This window comes from Pseudomonas sp. Q12-87 (assembly GCF_001269755.1).
Taxonomy (GTDB): Bacteria; Pseudomonadota; Gammaproteobacteria; order Pseudomonadales; family Pseudomonadaceae; genus Aquipseudomonas; species Aquipseudomonas fluorescens_S.
This window is the reverse complement of the sequence record NZ_LHVI01000010.1, coordinates 233,366-251,061: the sequence shown is the minus strand read 5'-3', so window position 1 is coordinate 251,061 and position 17,696 is coordinate 233,366. Positions and strand designations below refer to the sequence as shown.

At 60.8% G+C, this 17,696-nt stretch carries 15 protein-coding genes and 1 riboswitch; of the genes, 1 reads left to right on the top strand and 14 read right to left on the bottom strand.

Annotation, left to right across the window (positions count from 1 at the left end; genetic code table 11):
- Window positions 1–70 precede the first annotated feature (70 nt).
- Complete coding sequence (ltaE, locus tag AD663_RS05985) at window positions 71–1,075, bottom strand: low-specificity L-threonine aldolase (protein WP_053213432.1); 1,005 nt, start codon at window positions 1,073–1,075, stop codon at window positions 71–73.
- A 290-nt stretch (window positions 1,076–1,365) separates the two neighbouring features.
- A riboswitch (FMN riboswitch) is annotated at window positions 1,366–1,533 on the top strand.
- Between the two features lie 101 nt (window positions 1,534–1,634).
- Between ltaE and AD663_RS05980 the strand changes: the two genes are divergently transcribed.
- The gene (locus AD663_RS05980) at window positions 1,635–2,144 is read left to right on the top strand and encodes a 6,7-dimethyl-8-ribityllumazine synthase (protein WP_003178865.1); all 510 of its coding nucleotides are present in this window, start codon (window positions 1,635–1,637) and stop codon (window positions 2,142–2,144) included.
- A 122-nt stretch (window positions 2,145–2,266) separates the two neighbouring features.
- Here AD663_RS05980 and astE read toward each other — a convergent pair whose 3' ends face one another.
- The 13 genes from astE to acs all read right to left on the bottom strand — a co-directional run bounded on the left by astE (window position 2,267) and on the right by acs (window position 17,331).
- On the bottom strand, window positions 2,267–3,274 hold the full coding sequence (astE, locus tag AD663_RS05975) for a succinylglutamate desuccinylase (RefSeq protein WP_053213431.1): 1,008 nt from the start codon (window positions 3,272–3,274) through the stop codon (window positions 2,267–2,269).
- A gap of 12 nt (window positions 3,275–3,286) precedes the next feature.
- Entirely contained in the window at window positions 3,287–3,574 is a 288-nt protein-coding gene (locus tag AD663_RS05970) for a hypothetical protein (protein ID WP_003178862.1), read from the bottom strand.
- A 70-nt stretch (window positions 3,575–3,644) separates the two neighbouring features.
- Window positions 3,645–4,991, bottom strand: a complete 1,347-nt coding sequence (gene astB / locus AD663_RS05965; RefSeq protein ID WP_003178860.1) for an N-succinylarginine dihydrolase — start codon at window positions 4,989–4,991, stop codon at window positions 3,645–3,647.
- Window positions 4,992–5,119: 128 nt separating this feature from the next.
- A complete protein-coding gene (gene astD / locus AD663_RS05960; RefSeq protein WP_172680586.1) occupies window positions 5,120–6,589 on the bottom strand; it encodes a succinylglutamate-semialdehyde dehydrogenase in 1,470 nt (489 codons plus the stop codon).
- Window positions 6,586–7,611: an arginine N-succinyltransferase gene (gene astA / locus AD663_RS05955; RefSeq protein WP_003178854.1), complete on the bottom strand. Its 1,026-nt coding sequence runs from the start codon at window positions 7,609–7,611 to the stop codon at window positions 6,586–6,588. Before astA ends, astD begins: the two co-directional genes overlap by 4 nt.
- A gap of 54 nt (window positions 7,612–7,665) precedes the next feature.
- Window positions 7,666–8,685, bottom strand: coding sequence for an arginine/ornithine succinyltransferase subunit alpha (gene aruF / locus AD663_RS05950; protein WP_003178851.1), 1,020 nt, complete (start codon window positions 8,683–8,685; stop codon window positions 7,666–7,668).
- Between the two features lie 184 nt (window positions 8,686–8,869).
- Window positions 8,870–10,090: an aspartate aminotransferase family protein gene (locus AD663_RS05945; protein WP_003178849.1), complete on the bottom strand. Its 1,221-nt coding sequence runs from the start codon at window positions 10,088–10,090 to the stop codon at window positions 8,870–8,872.
- Window positions 10,091–10,501: 411 nt separating this feature from the next.
- Window positions 10,502–11,482 (bottom strand): GlxA family transcriptional regulator, encoded by a 981-nt coding sequence (locus AD663_RS05940; protein WP_003178842.1) that lies wholly within the window; start codon window positions 11,480–11,482, stop codon window positions 10,502–10,504.
- Between the two features lie 113 nt (window positions 11,483–11,595).
- Window positions 11,596–12,360, bottom strand: coding sequence for an ABC transporter ATP-binding protein (locus AD663_RS05935; RefSeq protein WP_053213429.1), 765 nt, complete (start codon window positions 12,358–12,360; stop codon window positions 11,596–11,598).
- A 56-nt stretch (window positions 12,361–12,416) separates the two neighbouring features.
- Window positions 12,417–13,115, bottom strand: coding sequence for an ABC transporter permease (locus AD663_RS05930; RefSeq protein WP_003178837.1), 699 nt, complete (start codon window positions 13,113–13,115; stop codon window positions 12,417–12,419).
- Window positions 13,112–13,801, bottom strand: coding sequence for an ABC transporter permease (locus AD663_RS05925; protein WP_003178836.1), 690 nt, complete (start codon window positions 13,799–13,801; stop codon window positions 13,112–13,114). The genes AD663_RS05930 and AD663_RS05925 overlap by 4 nt, the downstream gene beginning before the upstream one ends.
- 91 nt (window positions 13,802–13,892) lie before the next feature.
- Entirely contained in the window at window positions 13,893–14,666 is a 774-nt protein-coding gene (locus AD663_RS05920; RefSeq protein WP_053213428.1) for an ABC transporter substrate-binding protein, read from the bottom strand.
- Window positions 14,667–15,375: 709 nt separating this feature from the next.
- On the bottom strand, window positions 15,376–17,331 hold the full coding sequence (acs, locus tag AD663_RS05915) for an acetate--CoA ligase (protein WP_003178833.1): 1,956 nt from the start codon (window positions 17,329–17,331) through the stop codon (window positions 15,376–15,378).
- Window positions 17,332–17,696 lie beyond the last annotated feature (365 nt).

The window sequence follows — 17,696 nt, the reverse complement described above, 5'->3', positions numbered from 1 at the left end:
TATATCGGCCCTTCGCGTGGGGTACAGCGTGTTTATGCGATAGAAACTGTCAATTGGCCCGCTTGACGGGTCATTGGCAAGAAAATTCGACGAAAGCCTCGACTACCCGGTCGATCTGCGCACTGCTTACGTCCATGTGCGTGACCATTCGCAGCCGTGGGGCTGCGCTGAGCTTGATCCCACGTTCAGCGGCAAACGCCTTGATCGCCTCGGCCCGCTCGCCCATTTGCACGTACACCATGTTGGTCTGCACTGGCTCGACCTGGTAACCCGCCGTCCGCAATCCTTCGGCGAGGCGCTGGGCATTGGCGTGGTCGTCGGCCAGGCGCTGGACCTGATGCTCCAAGGCATACAACCCCGCCGCCGCCAGGATTCCGGCCTGGCGCATGCCACCGCCAACCATTTTGCGCAGCCGACGCGCCTTGCCGATCAGCTCGACGCTGCCGCACAGGACCGAGCCAACCGGAGCGCCGAGCCCCTTGGACAGGCACACCGAGACCGAATCGAAGTGCTGAGCGATCTCTCGGGCATCGACATTCAACTTCACGGCAGCGTTATACAGCCGCGCTCCGTCCAGATGCAGGGCCAGGCCATGCTCCCGGGTAAAACGCCGAGCCTGGGCCAGGTAATCCAGCGACAGCACCTTGCCCTGCATGGTGTTTTCCAGGGCCAGCAAGCGGGTGCGGGCAAAATGAAAGTCATCGGGCTTGATCGCCGCGGCCACATGCGCCAAGTCCAGGGAACCGTCCGCCAGCACTTCGAGGGGCTGGGGCTGGATCGAACCGAGCACCGCCGCACCGCCACCTTCATATTTGTAGGTATGGGCCTGCTGGCCGACGATGTACTCGTCGCCGCGCTCGCAATGGGCCATCAATCCCAACAGGTTGCTCATGGTCCCCGTGGGCACGAACAGCGCCGCCGCGAACCCCAGGCGCCCGGCCAGTTCGGCTTCGAGACGATTGACGGTCGGGTCTTCGCCATACACATCGTCGCCGGTCGGCGCGCTGGCCATGGCGTCGAGCATGCCGGCGGTGGGTTGGGTGACCGTGTCGCTGCGAAGATCGATAACGCTCATGAATCTGGCCTCGGGCTCAAGTGGTGGGAAATTCCTTTCGAACGGCAATTACTGCGGGCATGGCGAAGAATAATCAAGCCTGATCGACGGAATTTCGGTGGCGAGGGAGCTTGCTCCCGCTGGGCTGCGAAGCGGCCCCAAGATTTTTGCGGCTGCTTCGCACCCGAGCGGGAGCAAGCTCCCTCGCCACAGAAAGCTCCTGACTGGCCATGTGTTCGTTGTGGAATCCGCTCATGCGTTACGCTGAAATATGTGTTAAAAATCCTCCGCTGCCAAAACGATGGCGGCAAAAACGTTCTCAGGGCGGGGTGTAACTCCCCACCGGCGGTAATTGCACGCAACGTGCATAGCCCGCGAGCGCTTGGTGGTACACGGCTTTTGCGGTGTAGCGGCAAGGTCAGCAGACCCGGTGTGATCCCGGGGCCGACGGTCATAGTCCGGATGAAGAGAGAACGGGATTGACACCCAAGGGCCGACCGCGACTGTCTTGTATGCGGCGTACCCTCGAATCCCCTTCGATTCATGACGCCCTGTTTTTCACACAAACAGGAACCAGAACATGCAACCCACCGCAATCGACAGCAAGATCAAAAGCCACCCGGGCGAGCGCGTCGCGTTCATCCAAGCCTGCTGGCACAAGGAAATCGTCGACCAGAGCCGTAAAGGCTTCGTCGCTGAAATGGTCAATCAGGGTTATCAGGAGAGCGACATCGATTTCTTCGAAGTCGGCGGCGCCTTCGAAATCCCGCTGCACGCCAAACTACTGGCCAAATCCGGCCGTTATTCCGGCATCGTCGCCGCAGGCCTGGTGGTGGACGGTGGCATCTATCGCCACGAATTTGTCGCCCAATCGGTGATCAGCGGCCTGATGCAGGTTCAGTTGGAAACCGAAGTGCCAGTGTTCTCGGTCGTGCTCACACCGCATCACTTTCATGCTGGCGAAGAACACCAGAAGTTCTTCTTCGAGCATTTCGTGCACAAAGGTCAGGAAGCAGCGAAGACCTGCGCCGATACCCTGCACAAGACCCGGGCGTTGCGCCGCAGTGAGCAGCGGGCGGTAGCGAGCTAAAAACCGCTAGAAAAACCTGTGGGAGCGGGCTTGCTCGCGAAAGCGGTGTATCAGTAAACAATTTTTGACTGACACGCCGCTTTCGCGAGCAAGCCCGCTCCCACATTTGAACGATGTTGATTTCAGGCCAGGTTTTCATCCGTGGCCGGCACGATCAGGATCCCGGCTCGCAAGCCATTCTTGACCTTCGGGTTCGGGAAGATGATCCGCGCGCCCTCTTCTTCGATCACCCAGCGAGTCTGGGCGATGTCTTCGGCCAGTACGTAGCCTTTTTCAAGCTCCGAAAAGTTCTCGATATCCGCTGGCAGGTTCAGGCGGAAGCTGTCGCTGTGCTTGATGATTTCCCGCGCCACGCTGAAGAGTTGCAGGCCATCGAGCCCTTCGTCCAGTTCCGGCTCGTTGCCTTCGATGATCTGTTGCAGGCGGGTTTCCAGCAGGCTCACGTTGACGCCTTCGTTCTCGCCGAACGGCCGGGCCTTGCCCAGCTCCAGGGTAAAGGACTCGGCGTCGAGCTGGTCGTAGGTATAAGAACTGAAGACGATGGACGGTTTGTTCTGCAACAGCACCGCCTCCATGCCCGCCGCACGCAGGCGCGCCAGTTCACGGCGTGAATGCTGGCGGCCTTCTTTCCATGGGTACAGGGCGAACTGCTCGATCTTCGAACCACGGATGGCGGTGTGCAGGTCGTAATGCAGGCGACTGCGCTCGGGCCGATTGAAGAAACTGGCGGCCAGCCGCTCCAGCTCACAGGCCCGCAACGCCTCGGCACCGCCGCTCAGCTCATGGCGACCATTGAACAGCCGGTTGACGTCCTGTTCGACGAAACGCTCGCCGCGCCGAATGGCCTCGGGATTGCCGAACAGAAACAGAATGCGTGCCCGCGGCTTCAAATCCCCACGGGCGATGTCATGCAGCAAGCGGTCGAGCAATTCGATGGGCGCGGTTTCGTTGCCGTGGATACCGGCCGATAGCAGCAGGTCCAGGCCGTTGTCCCGGGCTTCGGGCGGCTTGACCTCCAGCGCGCCCTCGCTCAACCAGCGCATCCGTACGCCTTCGACAGTCAGTTGAGTCTTCTCCGCCGGTTCACGGCCGGCGAGGGTCAGTTCAAGCAGTTTGCCGAGGGCGAGCATAGCGCGGTTTCCTTAATGGTCGTGGCCGCAATCCGGGCCATGGACATGGTCATCGTCGCCGACGTCAGCCGGTTCCATTTCCAGTTGCAGGCTGACCAGGTTGGTCGCCAATGGACGCAGCAACAGGTTGGCGTATTCCTCGTCTCCTTCCTCGACATCCACGCCGATCAGCAACTGACCGCGGCCATCCTGCTGGATCCACAACTCCTTGCCTTGCCACATCACCGCGACGCGGGTGCAGGAGGTTTCCAGTTGGGTGCCGTCGGTGTCTTCAAGGATCAGCTGCAGGGTATCGCTCATGTTTTTACGTTCTCGTCTGGAGATAAAGGCAACGCGCCCTTCCTTGACTGTAGTCAGGTCGCGCGCGCTTTCAATTGATCTGGAAAGGATAAACCGCGCCAAGTTTAAGGATTTGTGTCAGTTCATCCAGTGCCGCACGGCATTCAAGCAGCAACTGCGGGTCCGCCAGATCATTTTCGGTCATGCGGTCGCGGTAGTGCCGCTCGACCCATTGGGTCAGCGAATCGTACAACGGCGCGGTCATGATAACCCCTGGGTTGACCGCCGCCAGCTCGGTTTCATTGAGGGCCACGCGCAACCGCAGGCAGGCCGGGCCACCACCGTTCTGCATGCTTTGCTTGAGGTCGAAGACCTTCACTTCGCGAATCACCCCGCCGGCGCCCGTCAGGCCTTGCAGATATTGCCAGACACGTTCGTTGCTGCGGCACTCTTCCGGCACGATCAATAGCATCGAGCCGTCTGGACGCGACAGCAATTGGCTGTTGAACAGGTAGGAACGCACCGCATCATCCACCGTGACCGCCGAACGCGGCACACACACCGACTGGAATTTGCCACCGACCTTGGCGAGCTTGCTGCTCAGCTCGGCCAGCATCTTGTCGGTCTCCAGAAACGCGTCCTCGTGATAGAACAGCACTTCACCGTTGCCCACCGCGATCACGTCATTGTGGAACACGCCCTGGTCGATCACCGACGGGTTCTGCTGGGCGTAGACCACGCCGTCCTCGCTCAGGCCATGCAGGCGGGCGACAGCTTGGGACGCTTCGAGCGTCTGGCGCGCCGGGTACTTCTGTGGCGCAGGGTAACGGGGATCAAAGGCACTACGACCGAACACAAAGAATTCGACACCGGCCTCGCCGTAGGCGCGGCAGAAACGGGTGTGGTTGGCTGCGCCTTCGTCGCCGAATTGAGCCACCGCCGGCAACGCGGCGTGATGGGCAAAATGCTGCTGATTGGCAAACATCGCCCCCAGGACGCGACTGGTGGTTGGATGCTCGATGCTGCGGTGGTATTTGCAGTTCAGGTTGGCGGCGGTGAAATGCACGCGTCCGTCAGCAGTGTCGGCGCTCGGGCTGACCGTGGCAGCGTTGGCCACCCACATGCTGGAGGCCGAGCAACTGGCAACCAACAACGGCATCGCTTCTTTTGCCGCCTGCTGGATGACCTGCGCATCGCTGCCGGCAAAACCCAACCGGCGCAGGGCCGCCACGTCCGGACGCTCTTGCGGCGCCAGCACGCCTTGCTGGAAGCCCATGTCCATCAGCGCTTTCATTTTCGCCAAGCCCTGCAACGCTGCTTCCTTGGGGTTCGAGGACTGCTGGCTGTTGCTCTGGGACGCGACGTTGCCGAACGAGAGTCCGCCGTAGTTATGGGTCGGCCCCACTAGACCGTCAAAGTTGACTTCATAGGATTTCATCAGCGAGGCTCCACGAGAATCTGTTTTTATAGGCATCAATTGCAACCGCGTCGCGGCCTTCGCGGGCAGGCCCGCTCCCACAGGGGCTTGCGCAATCCATGTGGGAGCGGGCTTGCTCGCGAATGGGGCTACACCATTTTTATGCCGGGGGTCAGGGCAGTCGGCATGACAAGCTTCGGCGTCTCCAGGGAAGCCACCGGATACGCGCAATAATCCGCCGCGTAATAAGCGCTGGCGCGATGGTTGCCCGAGGCGCCGATGCCGCCAAACGGCGCGCTGCTCGCGGCACCGGTCAACTGCTTGTTCCAGTTGACGATACCGGCCCGGCTTTGCAGCCAGAACTCTTCGTAGCGCGCCTGCGAGTCCGAGAGCAACCCGGCAGCCAAGCCATACTGAGTATTGTTGGCCTCGGCGATTGCCGCGGGGAAATCCGCATAGCGAATCACCTGCAGCAACGGTCCGAACAGCTCTTCATCAGGCCGCTCGGTCACTGCCGTCACGTCCAGGATGCCCGGCGTCAGCAACGCAGCCTGGGGCTGGGGTTGGGTCATGGCCAGCAGCGGCACGGCGCCTTTGCCCAGCAAATGGTTTTGCGCATCCATCAGCGCCTTCGCCGCGCCCAGGGAAACCACCGAACCCATGAACGGTGCAGGCTGTTGGTCAAAAGCCCCCACGTCTATGGTCGAGCTGACCGCCACCAGGCGTGCCAGCAGAGCATCGCCCCATGCCCCTTGCGGAACCAGCAAGCGGCGCGCACAAGTGCAGCGCTGGCCAGCCGAAATGAACGCAGACTGGATAATGGTGTAGACCGCCGCATCGACGTCCGCCACTTCATCCACTACCAGTGGGTTGTTGCCGCCCATTTCCAGCGCCAGGATCTTGTCCGGACGCCCGGAAAACTGTTGATGCAAGAGATTGCCGGTGCGGCTGGAACCGGTGAAAAACAGCCCGTCGATGCCCGGGTTGGCCGCCAGGGCGATACCGGTTTCCCGGGCGCCTTGCAGCAGGTTCAGCACGCCTGCCGGCAGACCGGCCTCGACCCAGCATTGAACCGTCAGCTCGGCGACTTTTGGCGTCAGCTCGCTTGGCTTGAACAGCACGCTGTTACCGGCCAGCAACGCCGGGACGATGTGGCCGTTAGGCAGGTGGCCGGGAAAGTTGTAAGGGCCGAACACTGCCACCACACCGTGAGGTTTGTGGCGCAGCACGGCGGTGGCGTCGCCCAGGGGGCCGCTCTTCTCACCGGTCCGCTCGCGGTAGCTCTGCACCGAAATGGCGACTTTGTTGACCATGCTGGTGACTTCGGTGGCGGCTTCCCACAGCGGTTTGCCGGTTTCTTCACCGATGCAACGGGCCAGTTCATCCGCGCGATTCTTCAGGGCGGCGGCAAACGCTTCCAGCACCTGGATGCGTTCGTCCAGCGTACGCCGGGCCCAGTCCGGGAAGGCCTGGCGTGCTGCTTGTATCGCCGACTCAACTTGCGCCGCCGTGGCGCCCTTGCCGGTCCACAGCACTTGCTGAGTCACTGGATTCAACGATTCAAAGACGTCGCCCTGGCCTTCGAGCCAAGTACCTGCGATATACAGCGACTTCATTATTTCGACTCCCGAGCAGCAGACAACGCGACGGCACGTACCTGATCGCCAGCGTTGAGTTGAAGACGTTTGGCGGTCAGCGGATCGACCACCAGAGTGCCTGCGGCAAAGCGCGCCGGCGCAGCGGTGATACGGCAGTCCTCGCGCTTGCGGTTATGGATGAGGAATGGCGTGGCATCGTCGCCCGGCGTGCCGATGGCCAGCACCAGCGCCTGGCTGTCGCGAACCGCACGGATCTTGGCGGTTTCGCACTCTACGGCGGGGCCGGCATCGAAGATGTCGACGTAACCCTGGTAGCTGAAGCCTTCGCTCTTGAGCATTGACAGCGCCGGTTCGGTATCGGGATGAACCTGACCGATCACCGCCCGCGCGTCCTCGGAAAGGAAGCAGGTGTACAGCGGGAATTTGGGCATCAATTCGGCGATGAACGCCTTGTTGCCCACGCCCGTCAGGTAATCGGCCTGGCTGAATTCCATCTTGAAGAAATGCCGGCCCAGGCTCTCCCAGAACGGTGAGCGGCCGTTGTCGTCGGACATGCCGCGCATCTCGGCGATGATCTTGTTGCCGAACAATTGCGGGAATTCGGCGATGAACAACAGCCGCGCCTTGGCCAGCATCCTGCCATTGAGGCCGTTGCGGTAATCGGCGTGCAGGAACAGCGAGCACAACTCGGAATTGCCCGTCAGGTCGTTGGCCAGGAACAAGGTCGGGATTTCCCGGTAGATGTTCAGTTCCTGGGAGGCGCTGACCGTCAGGCCGACCCGGAAGTTGTACCAGGGCTCCCGCAGGCCCACGGCACCGGCGATGGCGGAAATGCCCACCACCCGACCGTCGTCGTCCTCAAGCACGAACAGGTAGTCCGCATCGCCGCGCCCGGCTTCGCCGCGAAAGGTCTTCTCGGCCCAGCCGACCCGATGGGCCAGGCGCTCTTCGTTGGCCGGCAAGGTGGTCAGGCCGGTGCCGGTGCTGCGGGCCAGGGCAATCAGAGCGGGTAAATCGCTGCTGCGTACGGGACGAACGATCATGCTATCTCCTCAAACGGGTCGCTCTCGCCACCCGCGAAACTCAGCTGTAAAGCGTTAAACCGCCACCAGGCGCACGCTGGCACCCTCGCCAACACCCAGGGCTTCGGCCGCTTCCATGTCCAGCGTTACAGGCTTGCCCGGCGCGTAATCAAGCTCAAGCAACACGGCGCGGTAGTCCTGCAGCTGGGCATTGGCCACCAGGTATTGCCGGCCGGCGCCCTTGACCGGTTCGCCGATCTTCACCGGTACCACGCGGCTCTGGGCAATCGAGCGGATCCCCGAGACACGGGCATGCAAGGTCGGGCCACCGTCGAAAATGTCGATGTAATGATCGGTCTCGAAACCTTCGCGCATCAGGATGTCGAAGGTGATCTGCGCACGCGGGTGGACCTGGCCCATGGCTTCCTGGGCGGCGTCCGGCAACAGCGGCACGTAGATCGGGTAATGCGGCATCAGCTCGGCGAGGAAGGTACGGCTTTTCAGCCCGCACAGGCGCTCGGCGGCGGCGTAGTTGAGGTCGAAGAAGTTACGACCGATGGCGTCCCAGAACGGCGAGTCGCCATTTTCATCGCTATAGCCGACGATCTCGGTTACCACCGAATCGGCAAACCGCTCCGGATGGCTGGCGACGAACAGCAGGCGACCACGGGAATTGAGTTCCGACCACGGCGAACCCACCAGCTCCGGCACAACATAGAAACTGGTCAACAGGCTGTTACCGGTCAGGTCATGGCACTGGGAGAGCACGTGGATCTTGTTGTGGATCTTCAGCTCGCGGGAGGCGTGCACGAAGGTCTCGTTGCGAAAGCTGTAGAACGGCTCGGAATAACCGGCCGACGCGACGATGGCCGAACAGCCCGCCAGCTTGCCGGTCGCGGTGTCTTCAAGGACGAAGAAATAGCTCTCTTCACCGTTAAAGCTGACTTCAGCGGCAAACGAGGCTTCGCTCGCGGCGATCTTGTCGCTCAGGCGTTCCACGTCATCCGGCAAGGAAGTGACACCGATCGGACTGTCCGCAGCCAGACGCTGTACCTCGCCCAGATCAGCCATTTGCGCGGGGCGCATCACCAGCATGGTGTCACTCCTTAACTTGAAATAAACGGTTCGACTATTGAGGTCGATACACAGAGAAAAAAAACTGGGCGTGGGAGCGGTTTTGCTCGCGGAGAGGCCATCACTTCCAACGGAAATGTTGACTGATCAATCGCCTTCGCGGGCAAGCCCGCTCCCACATTTGGACCCTGTCAGGCCCTAAGCATCAGGCCTGGGTCAGCTTCGCCGCGGCCCGCTCGAAACGATCCAGGCCGGCATCGATGTCGGCGTCTTCCACCACCAGGCTCGGCGCGAAGCGAATCACGTCCGGGCCGGCTTGCAGGATCATCAGGCCTTCCTGTTCGGCGGCGTTGAAGATGTCCTTGGCCTTGCCTTTCCAAGCGTCGTTCAACACGCAGCCGATCAACAGGCCCAAACCGCGCACCTGGGTAAACAGGCCGTACTTCGCGCCGATCTGCTCCAGGCGTGCCTTGAACTTGGCATGCTTGGTTTTGACGCCGGCCAGCACTTCGGGCGTATTGATGACATCGATCACCGCTTCAGCGACCGCGCAGGCCAGCGGGTTGCCGCCGTACGTGGTGCCATGGGTGCCGACCACCAGGTGCTTGGCCAACGCTTCGGTGGTGAGCATCGCGGCAATCGGGAACCCCCCGCCCAGGCTCTTGGCGCTGGTGAGAATGTCCGGGACCACGCCGTAATGCATATAGGCGAACAAGTGGCCACTGCGGCCCATGCCGGTCTGCACTTCGTCGAACACCAGCAGCGCATCGTGGGCATCGCACAGGTCGCGAGCACCTTGCAGGTAAGCCTGTTCCGCCGGCAGCACACCGCCCTCGCCCTGAATCGGCTCCAGCACCACGGCGCAGGTCTTGTCCGAAATAGCCGCTTTCAGTGCAGCCAGGTCGTTGTAAGGAACGTGGGTGATGCCGGTGATTTTAGGACCGAAGCCGTCGGAGTACTTCGATTGCCCACCGACGTTGACGGTAAACAAGGTACGACCGTGGAAACTGTTGAGCGCGGCGATGATTTCGTATTTTTCGCTGCCGAACCGATCGAACGCGACACGACGGGCCAGCTTGAAGGCGGCCTCGTTGGCTTCCGCGCCGGAGTTACAGAAGAACGCACGTTCGGCAAATGTCGCGTTGACCAACTTATGGGCCAGGCGCAGGGCCGGCTCGTTGGTGAACACGTTGGACACGTGCCACAGCTTGTTGGCCTGCTCGGTCAACGCACCGACCAGCGCCGGGTGGGCATGGCCCAGTACGTTGACTGCGATACCGCCAGCGAAGTCGATCAACTCGCGACCGGACTGGTCCCACACGCGGGAACCGGCACCACGCACAGGAATAAAGGCAGCAGGTGCATAGTTGGGAACCATAACCTGGTCGAAATCGGCGCGTTGTACCGCGGCTTGCTCAACGGACATCGGAGTCTCCTGAAGAGGAACACCCGCCTGGAACTGGCGAGCTTGGTAGGGATTGTAAGGACAGTTTTCAGCCCGGCCTTGCCGCCAAGCGACAACTTCTTATAGCGCCAACCCACGTTTTTCGCGGGTTTACGGCAATGCGACAAATAGCGTCGCAAAGGCGCAGTTTAAACGGTGCAGCGGGATTTGAGGCGCCGGCATTTACATTTCCCTGGCCAGCCACAACTGGAGTTTTAGAGGAGTAATCTGTGGCGAGGGAGCTTGCTCCCGCTGGGGGCGCGCAGCATCCACCAGGAAAACCTCCAATCAATCTGACGCAACAGGGTTACCGTTTGGGCCCGCTTCGCGGCCCAGCGGGAGCAAGCTCCCTCGCCACAGGTAAGTTGCCTTACCGCAGGAGTCTTATCTGCCCTAGCCGCGCTCGGACGGCACCGAGGACAATTCGAACGGGCTGCTGCTGCGCCGCTGGTTGCGATCTTCCCGTGGCGTGGCGCCAAAGAAGTTGCGGTAGGCGCTGGAAAAATGCGGCCCCGAGGAGAAACCGCAGGACAGGCCGATCTGGATGATGGACTTGCTGGTCTGCATCAGCATCTGGCGGGCCTTGTTCAGGCGCAGCTCCAGGTAGTACTGGCTCGGTACGCGATTGAGGTATTGCTTGAAGATCCGCTCCAGCTGTCGACGGGACACGCACACATGCTGGGCGATTTCGTCGGTGGTCAGCGGCTCCTCGATGTTGGCCTCCATCAGCAGCACCGCCTGGGTGAGCTTCGGATGGCTGGAGCCGAGGCGATTCTGCAACGGGATGCGCTGGCGCTCGCCGCCTTCGCGGATACGCTCGACCACCAACTCTTCCGACACCGCACCGGCCAGCTCCGCGCCATGATCCCGGGCCAGCACCGCCAGCAACAGGTCGAGCACTGACATGCCGCCGCAGGCGCTCAGGCGATCGCGGTCCCAATCGAACAAATGACTGGTGGCGATAACCTTGGGAAAGCGTTCAGAGAAATCGTCCTGCCAGCGCCAGTGCACAGCCGCGCGGTAACCGTCGAGCAACCCCAACTGGGCCAGGGGATACACACCGGCGGACAAGCCACCGATCACACAACCGGCCCGCACCAACTGCTTGAGGGCGCTGCTCAAGGGCGACGCCAGGGTGGTCGGCGGTTCGTCGGCCAGCAGGAAAAGCTTCTGCAAGCCTTCAAGCTTGCCGGCCCAGGGTTCGCCCGGCAATTGCCACGGCCCCTCGGCTGCCGGCTCGGCCTGCAGGAACGACAATTCGTAGATCACATCCGGATGCACCCGCTGAGCAACGCGCAAGGCCTCCTCAGCCAGCGCCAGCGTCAAGGCTTTAGTGCTGGGCCAAATCAGGAAACCTATTCGATGGGCAGTCATGGCGGGCGATCCGAAGCGAAAACAGTGTTAAAGCCAAAAGCGGCTGCAACCAAATTAGACCATCTGGCGCGCGGTGCGCAGCATGACCCAAATCAGGTGCGTAGCGGGAGCGATTACTTGAGGCTGCCCGAAAGAAATTGCTGCAGGCGCTCCGATTGCGGATTGACCAGCACTTCGCGCGGGTTGCCGCTTTCCTCGACGACGCCCTTGTGCAGGAACACCAGCTGGTTCGACACTTCACGGGCAAAGCCCATCTCGTGCGTCACCACCACCATGGTCCGGCCTTCCAGGGCCAGGGCCTGCATCACCTTGAGCACATCGCCCACCAATTCAGGGTCGAGGGCCGAGGTCGGCTCATCGAACAGCATCACCTCGGGCTCCATCGCCAGGGCACGGGCAATCGCCACGCGCTGTTGTTCGCCGCCGGACATGTGGCCCGGGTAGGCATCCTTGCGATGCGCCACGCCCACCTTGTTCAGGTAATGCTCGGCCTTCTCGCGAGCCTCGGCCTTGGAAACGCCCAGCACATGCACCGGCGCTTCCATGATGTTTTCCAGCGCGGTCATGTGGGACCACAGGTTGAAATGCTGGAACACCATCGACAGCCGCGAACGCATGCGCTGCAGTTGCTTGGGGTCCGCAGCCTTCAACGCGCCATCCTTGTTGGCCACCAGCTTGAGCTCTTCGTTGTTGAGCAAAATCTTGCCGACATGGGGCTGCTCGAGCAGATTGATGCAACGCAGGAAGGTACTTTTGCCGGAACCACTGGAGCCGATGATGCTGATCACATCGCCAGCGGCGGCTTTCAGGGACACGCCCTTGAGCACTTCGTGACTGCCATAGCGTTTATGCAGGTCTTGGACTTCGAGCTTGTACATGCGGTCGGTTCTCACAAAACGTCAGTCGTTGAGCAGTCGATCGGATCGATGCGTTATCAGTGCTTGCGCGGAGCCAGGTAACCCAGCCAGCGGCGCTCGGCCAATTTGAACAGGCGCACCAGGATGAAGGTCAGGCACAGGTAGAAGACGCCGGCCGTGATGTAGGCCTCGAACGGCAAGTAATACTGCGCATTCACCGTGCGCGCGGCACCGGTGATGTCGATCAGGGTCACGATGGACGCCAGACTGGTGGTCTGCAACATCATGATGACTTCGTTGCTGTATTGCGGCAGCGCGCGGCGCAGGGCCGATGGCAACAGGATCCGGCGATACAGCTTGTAGCGCGACATGCCCATGGCCTTGGCCGCCTCGATTTCACCGTTGGGCGTGGCCCGCAGGCTGCCGGCAATGATTTCGGCGGTGTAGGCGCTGGTGTTGATGGCGAACGCCAGGCATGCGCAGAAGGTCGCGCTGGACAGCCATGGCCAGAGGAAGCTCTCGCGCACAATCGCAAACTGCGCCAGCCCGTAGTAGATCAGGAACAGCTGCACCAGCATCGGCGTGCCGCGAATCACATAGGTGTAGAGCCAGGCCGTCATGTTGACGATTGGCTGCTTGGACACGCGCATCAAACCCAGGGGCAGCGCCGCCAGCAGACCGAAGAACAGCGACAGTGCCAGCAGCTTCAGGGTGGTCACAAGGCCACTGAAGTACAGCGGCAAGGCATCGAAGATGACGTTGTAGTCGAAGATCATAGATCAGCCGCCCTTACGCCTACCGAGTAGCGCTTCTCAAGGTGACGCAATGCCAGCAACGAGACGCTGGTGATCACCAGGTACATCGCCGCCACTGCCAGGAAGAAGGTAAAAGGCTCGCGAGTGGCGTCTGCCGCCTGCTTGGCCTTGAACATCATGTCTTGCAGACCCACCACCGAAATCAGCGCGGTGGCCTTGGTCAATACCAGCCAGTTGTTGGTGAAGCCCGGAATCGCCAGGCGAATCATCTGCGGCACCAGCACCCGGAAAAACACCTGGAAGCCGTTCATACCGTACGCCATGCCCGCCTCGGCCTGCCCTTTGGGGATCGCCATGAACGCACCGCGAAAGGTTTCCGACAGGTACGCACCGAAGATGAAACCCAAGGTGCCAATACCGGCCGCCAACGGGTTCAGGTCGATGTAGTCGTCATAACCGAGCATCGGCGCGACGCGGTTGAGCAAGTCCTGGCCGCCGTAGAAAATCAGCAGGATCAGCACCAGGTCGGGAATGCCGCGAATGACCGTGGAATACAGGTCGCCCAGCCACGCCAGCCAGCGTACCGGCGACAGGCGCAATGCAACGCCGATCAGCCCCAGGACAATGGCCAGGGCCATGGACGACAAGGCGAGCTGAAGCGTCAACCATGCGCCATCGAGGATGACAGCCCCGTAGCCTTTCAACATGATTCAGGTCCTCGAATGTGGGATGAAAAAATGGCGCAAACCGCAGAGATTCTGTTGCTTGCGCCATTTCGCACTTATCAAAGCGACGTATTTACTTGCCGTAAATGTCGAAGTCGAAGTACTTGTCCTGGATTTGCTTGTACTTGCCGTTCTCGCGGATGGCTGCGATGGCAGCGCTGATCTTGTCTTTCAGCGCGTCACCCTTGCGCACCGCGATGCCCACGCCGTCGCCGAAATAGTTGACGTCGGTGAAGGCCGGGCCAACGAACGCGAAGCCTTTGCCGGCGTCTGTCTTCAGGAAGCCGTCATTCAGCAGCGTAGCGTCTGCCACCGTGCCGTCGAGACGACCTGCGGAAACATCGAGGTAGATCTCGTTCTGCGAACCGTACGGCTTGATCTCGGCGCCCAGCGGGGCCAGGACTTCACGGGCGAAACGCTCGTGGATCGAACCGCGCTGCACGCCAATGTTCTTGCCCTTGAGCTCGGTCAGGCCGTCGCTGACCTGGGTGCAGGCCTTCATCACCAGGCGAGCCGGGGTGTTGTAGTACTTGTTGGTGAAATCAACGGACTTCTTGCGGTCTTCGGTGATGGACATGGACGAAAGGATCGCGTCGATCTTGCGGACCTTGAGCGCCGGGATCAGACCGTCGAATTCCTGCTCGACCCACACGCACTTGACCTTCATCTCTTCGCACAGCGCATTGCCGATGTCGTAGTCGAAACCGACGATGTTGCCATCCGGGGCTTTCGAGGCAAACGGAGGGTAAGCCGCTTCGATACCGATTTTCAGAGGCTTTTCATCGGCGAAGGTCGGCAGCGACAGCACGGACAGTGCCAGGGCGCCAAGCAGCACAAGTTTCTTCATCTTGGGACTCCATCGGTAAAGGGCAAAAACGGCAGAGTGAGCAACAGCCCAATATGCGAATGGGTGAAACGAACTTTGGTGCTGCGTCCTAGGAAGCCCACGCTTTATTCAACGCAGGCCACGACGAGCGAGTGATCGGCATTCTAACGACAGGCCCGAAGCCGATATTTCTTCAATGCGACAACAAATTACAGAAGCACCAAGAAAGCGGATCGAGCACATTGACAGCCCCGCAAATTCATGCAAAGGCAAAAGAAGGGAAACCGATCTATGCTGCAAATAGCGGGCCCATTATTCGCAAACCCTTCTAATCCGGCAAGCACAGCGTGTCGGCTTATTTTCAGAGACGTCTGGAGCCGCCCTGTAGCAGGGCGTTACGTTTCACATCGCCCCGTTGTGGCGCCTTTGGTTACACATTTCGAAACATGGGTAACATTCGGAAGCGTCTGACGACAAAGCTCGATATTTATTCGCGGACCATGCCAGCCACACACACAACCCTGTGGCGAGGGAGCTTGCTCCCGCTCGGCTGCGCAGCAGTCGTAGGTCGGCCGATACGGTATGACTGAATGACCGCAGTGTCTGGTTTTGGGGCTGCTGTGCAGCCCAGCGGGAGCAAGCTCCCTCGCCACAGAGCTACGCGCTCGACATCCAAAAAAAGCCCCGCTCGGCACTGCCGGGCGGGGCTTTTCGGTTTTACGGGTTACCGTCAGGCGACGTTCATGGTCTTGTGCGTCTCGATCAAGTGCGCCACCACACTTGGATCGGCGAGGGTGGAGATATCACCCAACGCGTCGTATTCCGCCGTGGCGATCTTGCGCAGGATGCGGCGCATGATCTTGCCCGAACGGGTTTTCGGCAGACCCGGCGCCCACTGGATGACGTCCGGCGAAGCAATCGGACCGATCTCCTTGCGCACCCAGTTTTTCAGTTCCAGGCGCAGTGCCTCGCTGGTTTCTTCGCCAGCGTTCAGGGTGACGTAGACATAAATGCCCTGCCCCTTGATGTCGTGCGGCACACCGACCACCGCCGCTTCGGCGACTTTCGGGTGGGCGACCATGGCGCTTTCGATCTCGGCCGTGCCCATGCGGTGACCGGACACGTTGAGTACGTCATCCACCCGGCCGGTGATCCAGTAGTAACCGTCCTCGTCGCGACGCGCACCGTCACCGGTGAAATACATGCCGCTGAAGGTCTTGAAGTAGGTGTCGACGAAGCGGTCATGGTCGCCGTACAGCGTACGGGCCTGGCCTGGCCACGAATCGAGAATCACCAGGTTGCCTTCGGACGCGCCTTCGATCAGGTTGCCGAGGTTGTCCACCAGCGCCGGCACCACACCGAAGAACGGACGCGTGGCCGAACCGGGTTTCAACGCCGTGGCGCCCGGCAATGGGCTGATCAGCACGCCACCGGTTTCGGTCTGCCACCAAGTGTCGACGATCGGGCAACGTTCCTTGCCGACATTCTTGTAGTACCAGTCCCAGGCTTCGGGGTTGATCGGCTCACCCACCGAGCCCAACAGGCGCAGGCTGCTGCCATCCGCGCCTTCAACAGCGGCGGTACCCGACGCCATCATTGCGCGGATAGCGGTTGGCGCGGTGTAGAGGATATTGACCTTATGCTTGTCGATGACCTTGGCCACCCGGGTAATGTCCGGGTAGTTCGGCACGCCTTCGAACAGCAGCGTGGTCGCGCCGTTGGCCAGCGGGCCATAGACGATGTAGCTGTGGCCGGTGACCCAGCCGACGTCGGCGGTGCACCAGTAGACCTCGCCCGGCTTGTAATCGAACACGCGCTCGTGGGTCAGCGCCGCATACAACAGGTAGCCGGCCGTGGTGTGCTGCACACCCTTGGGCTTGCCGGTGGAACCGGAGGTGTAGAGGATGAACAACGCTTCCTCGGCGCCCATTTCCTTCGGCGCGCAAACGGTGCCGGCGACTTTCATCAGGTCTTCGTACCAGATGTCGCGGTGCTGGTTCCACTTGATGCCACCACCGGTGCGCTTGCACACGATGACTTTCTGGATGCTGCTGGTTTCCGGGTTGGTCAACGCATCATCGACGTTGGCCTTGAGCGGGATCTTCTTGCCGGCGCGAACGCCTTCGTCAGCGGTGATCACCACTTTGGATTTGCAGTCGATGATCCGGCCGGCCAGTGCTTCAGGCGAGAAACCGCCGAACACCACCGAATGAATCGCACCGATCCGGGCACAGGCCAGCATCGCGACCACGGCTTCAGGGATCATCGGCATGTAGATCGTCACCACGTCGCCGCGATGCACGTCCTGGCCGCGCAGGGCGTTGGCGAACTTGCAGACTTCTTCATGCAGCTCGCGATAGGTGATGTTGCGGCTCTCGGCCGGGTCATCGCCCTCCCAGATAATCGCAATTTGATCGCCGCGCTCGGCCAGGTGACGGTCGAGGCAGTTGTAGGAAACGTTCAAGGTGCCATCGGCAAACCACTTGATATCGACATGGTGATCGTCGAAGGACGTCTGCTTCACCGTGGTGAAGGGCTTGATCCAATCGAGGCGCTTGGCCTGCTCGCGCCAGAAGCCATCCGGGTTGACGACCGACTGCTGATACATCGCCTTGTAGGTCGCCTCGTCAGTCAACGTACTGGCCGCAACCTCGGGGCGAACGGGATACAGAGAAGCCGCACTCATCTTTCTTACCTCGGAGACATAGTTGTTTTTGTATGGTCCCGTTGTAGCCCGGGGCGGGCCTATAGAACCATTCGACGATGGTAGTAACAAGTCCCTACAAAATGTCGGTACTAACGTGCAAGGCGTTGCCAGCAGGAATTTCCCTGTGGGAGCCGAGCTTGCTCGCGATGACGGTGTGTCAGTCAACATCAACATTTGATGTAAATGCCGCCTTCGCGAGCAAGCCCGCTCCCACAGTTGAATGTCGGTGAATGCCTACTTTGTGTGCGACACAGATCCCCCTGTGGGAGCGGGCTTGCTCGCGAAGACGGCGGTAGATCCAACACAGATGTAACAGACAGCCACCGCTTCCTACGACGATTATT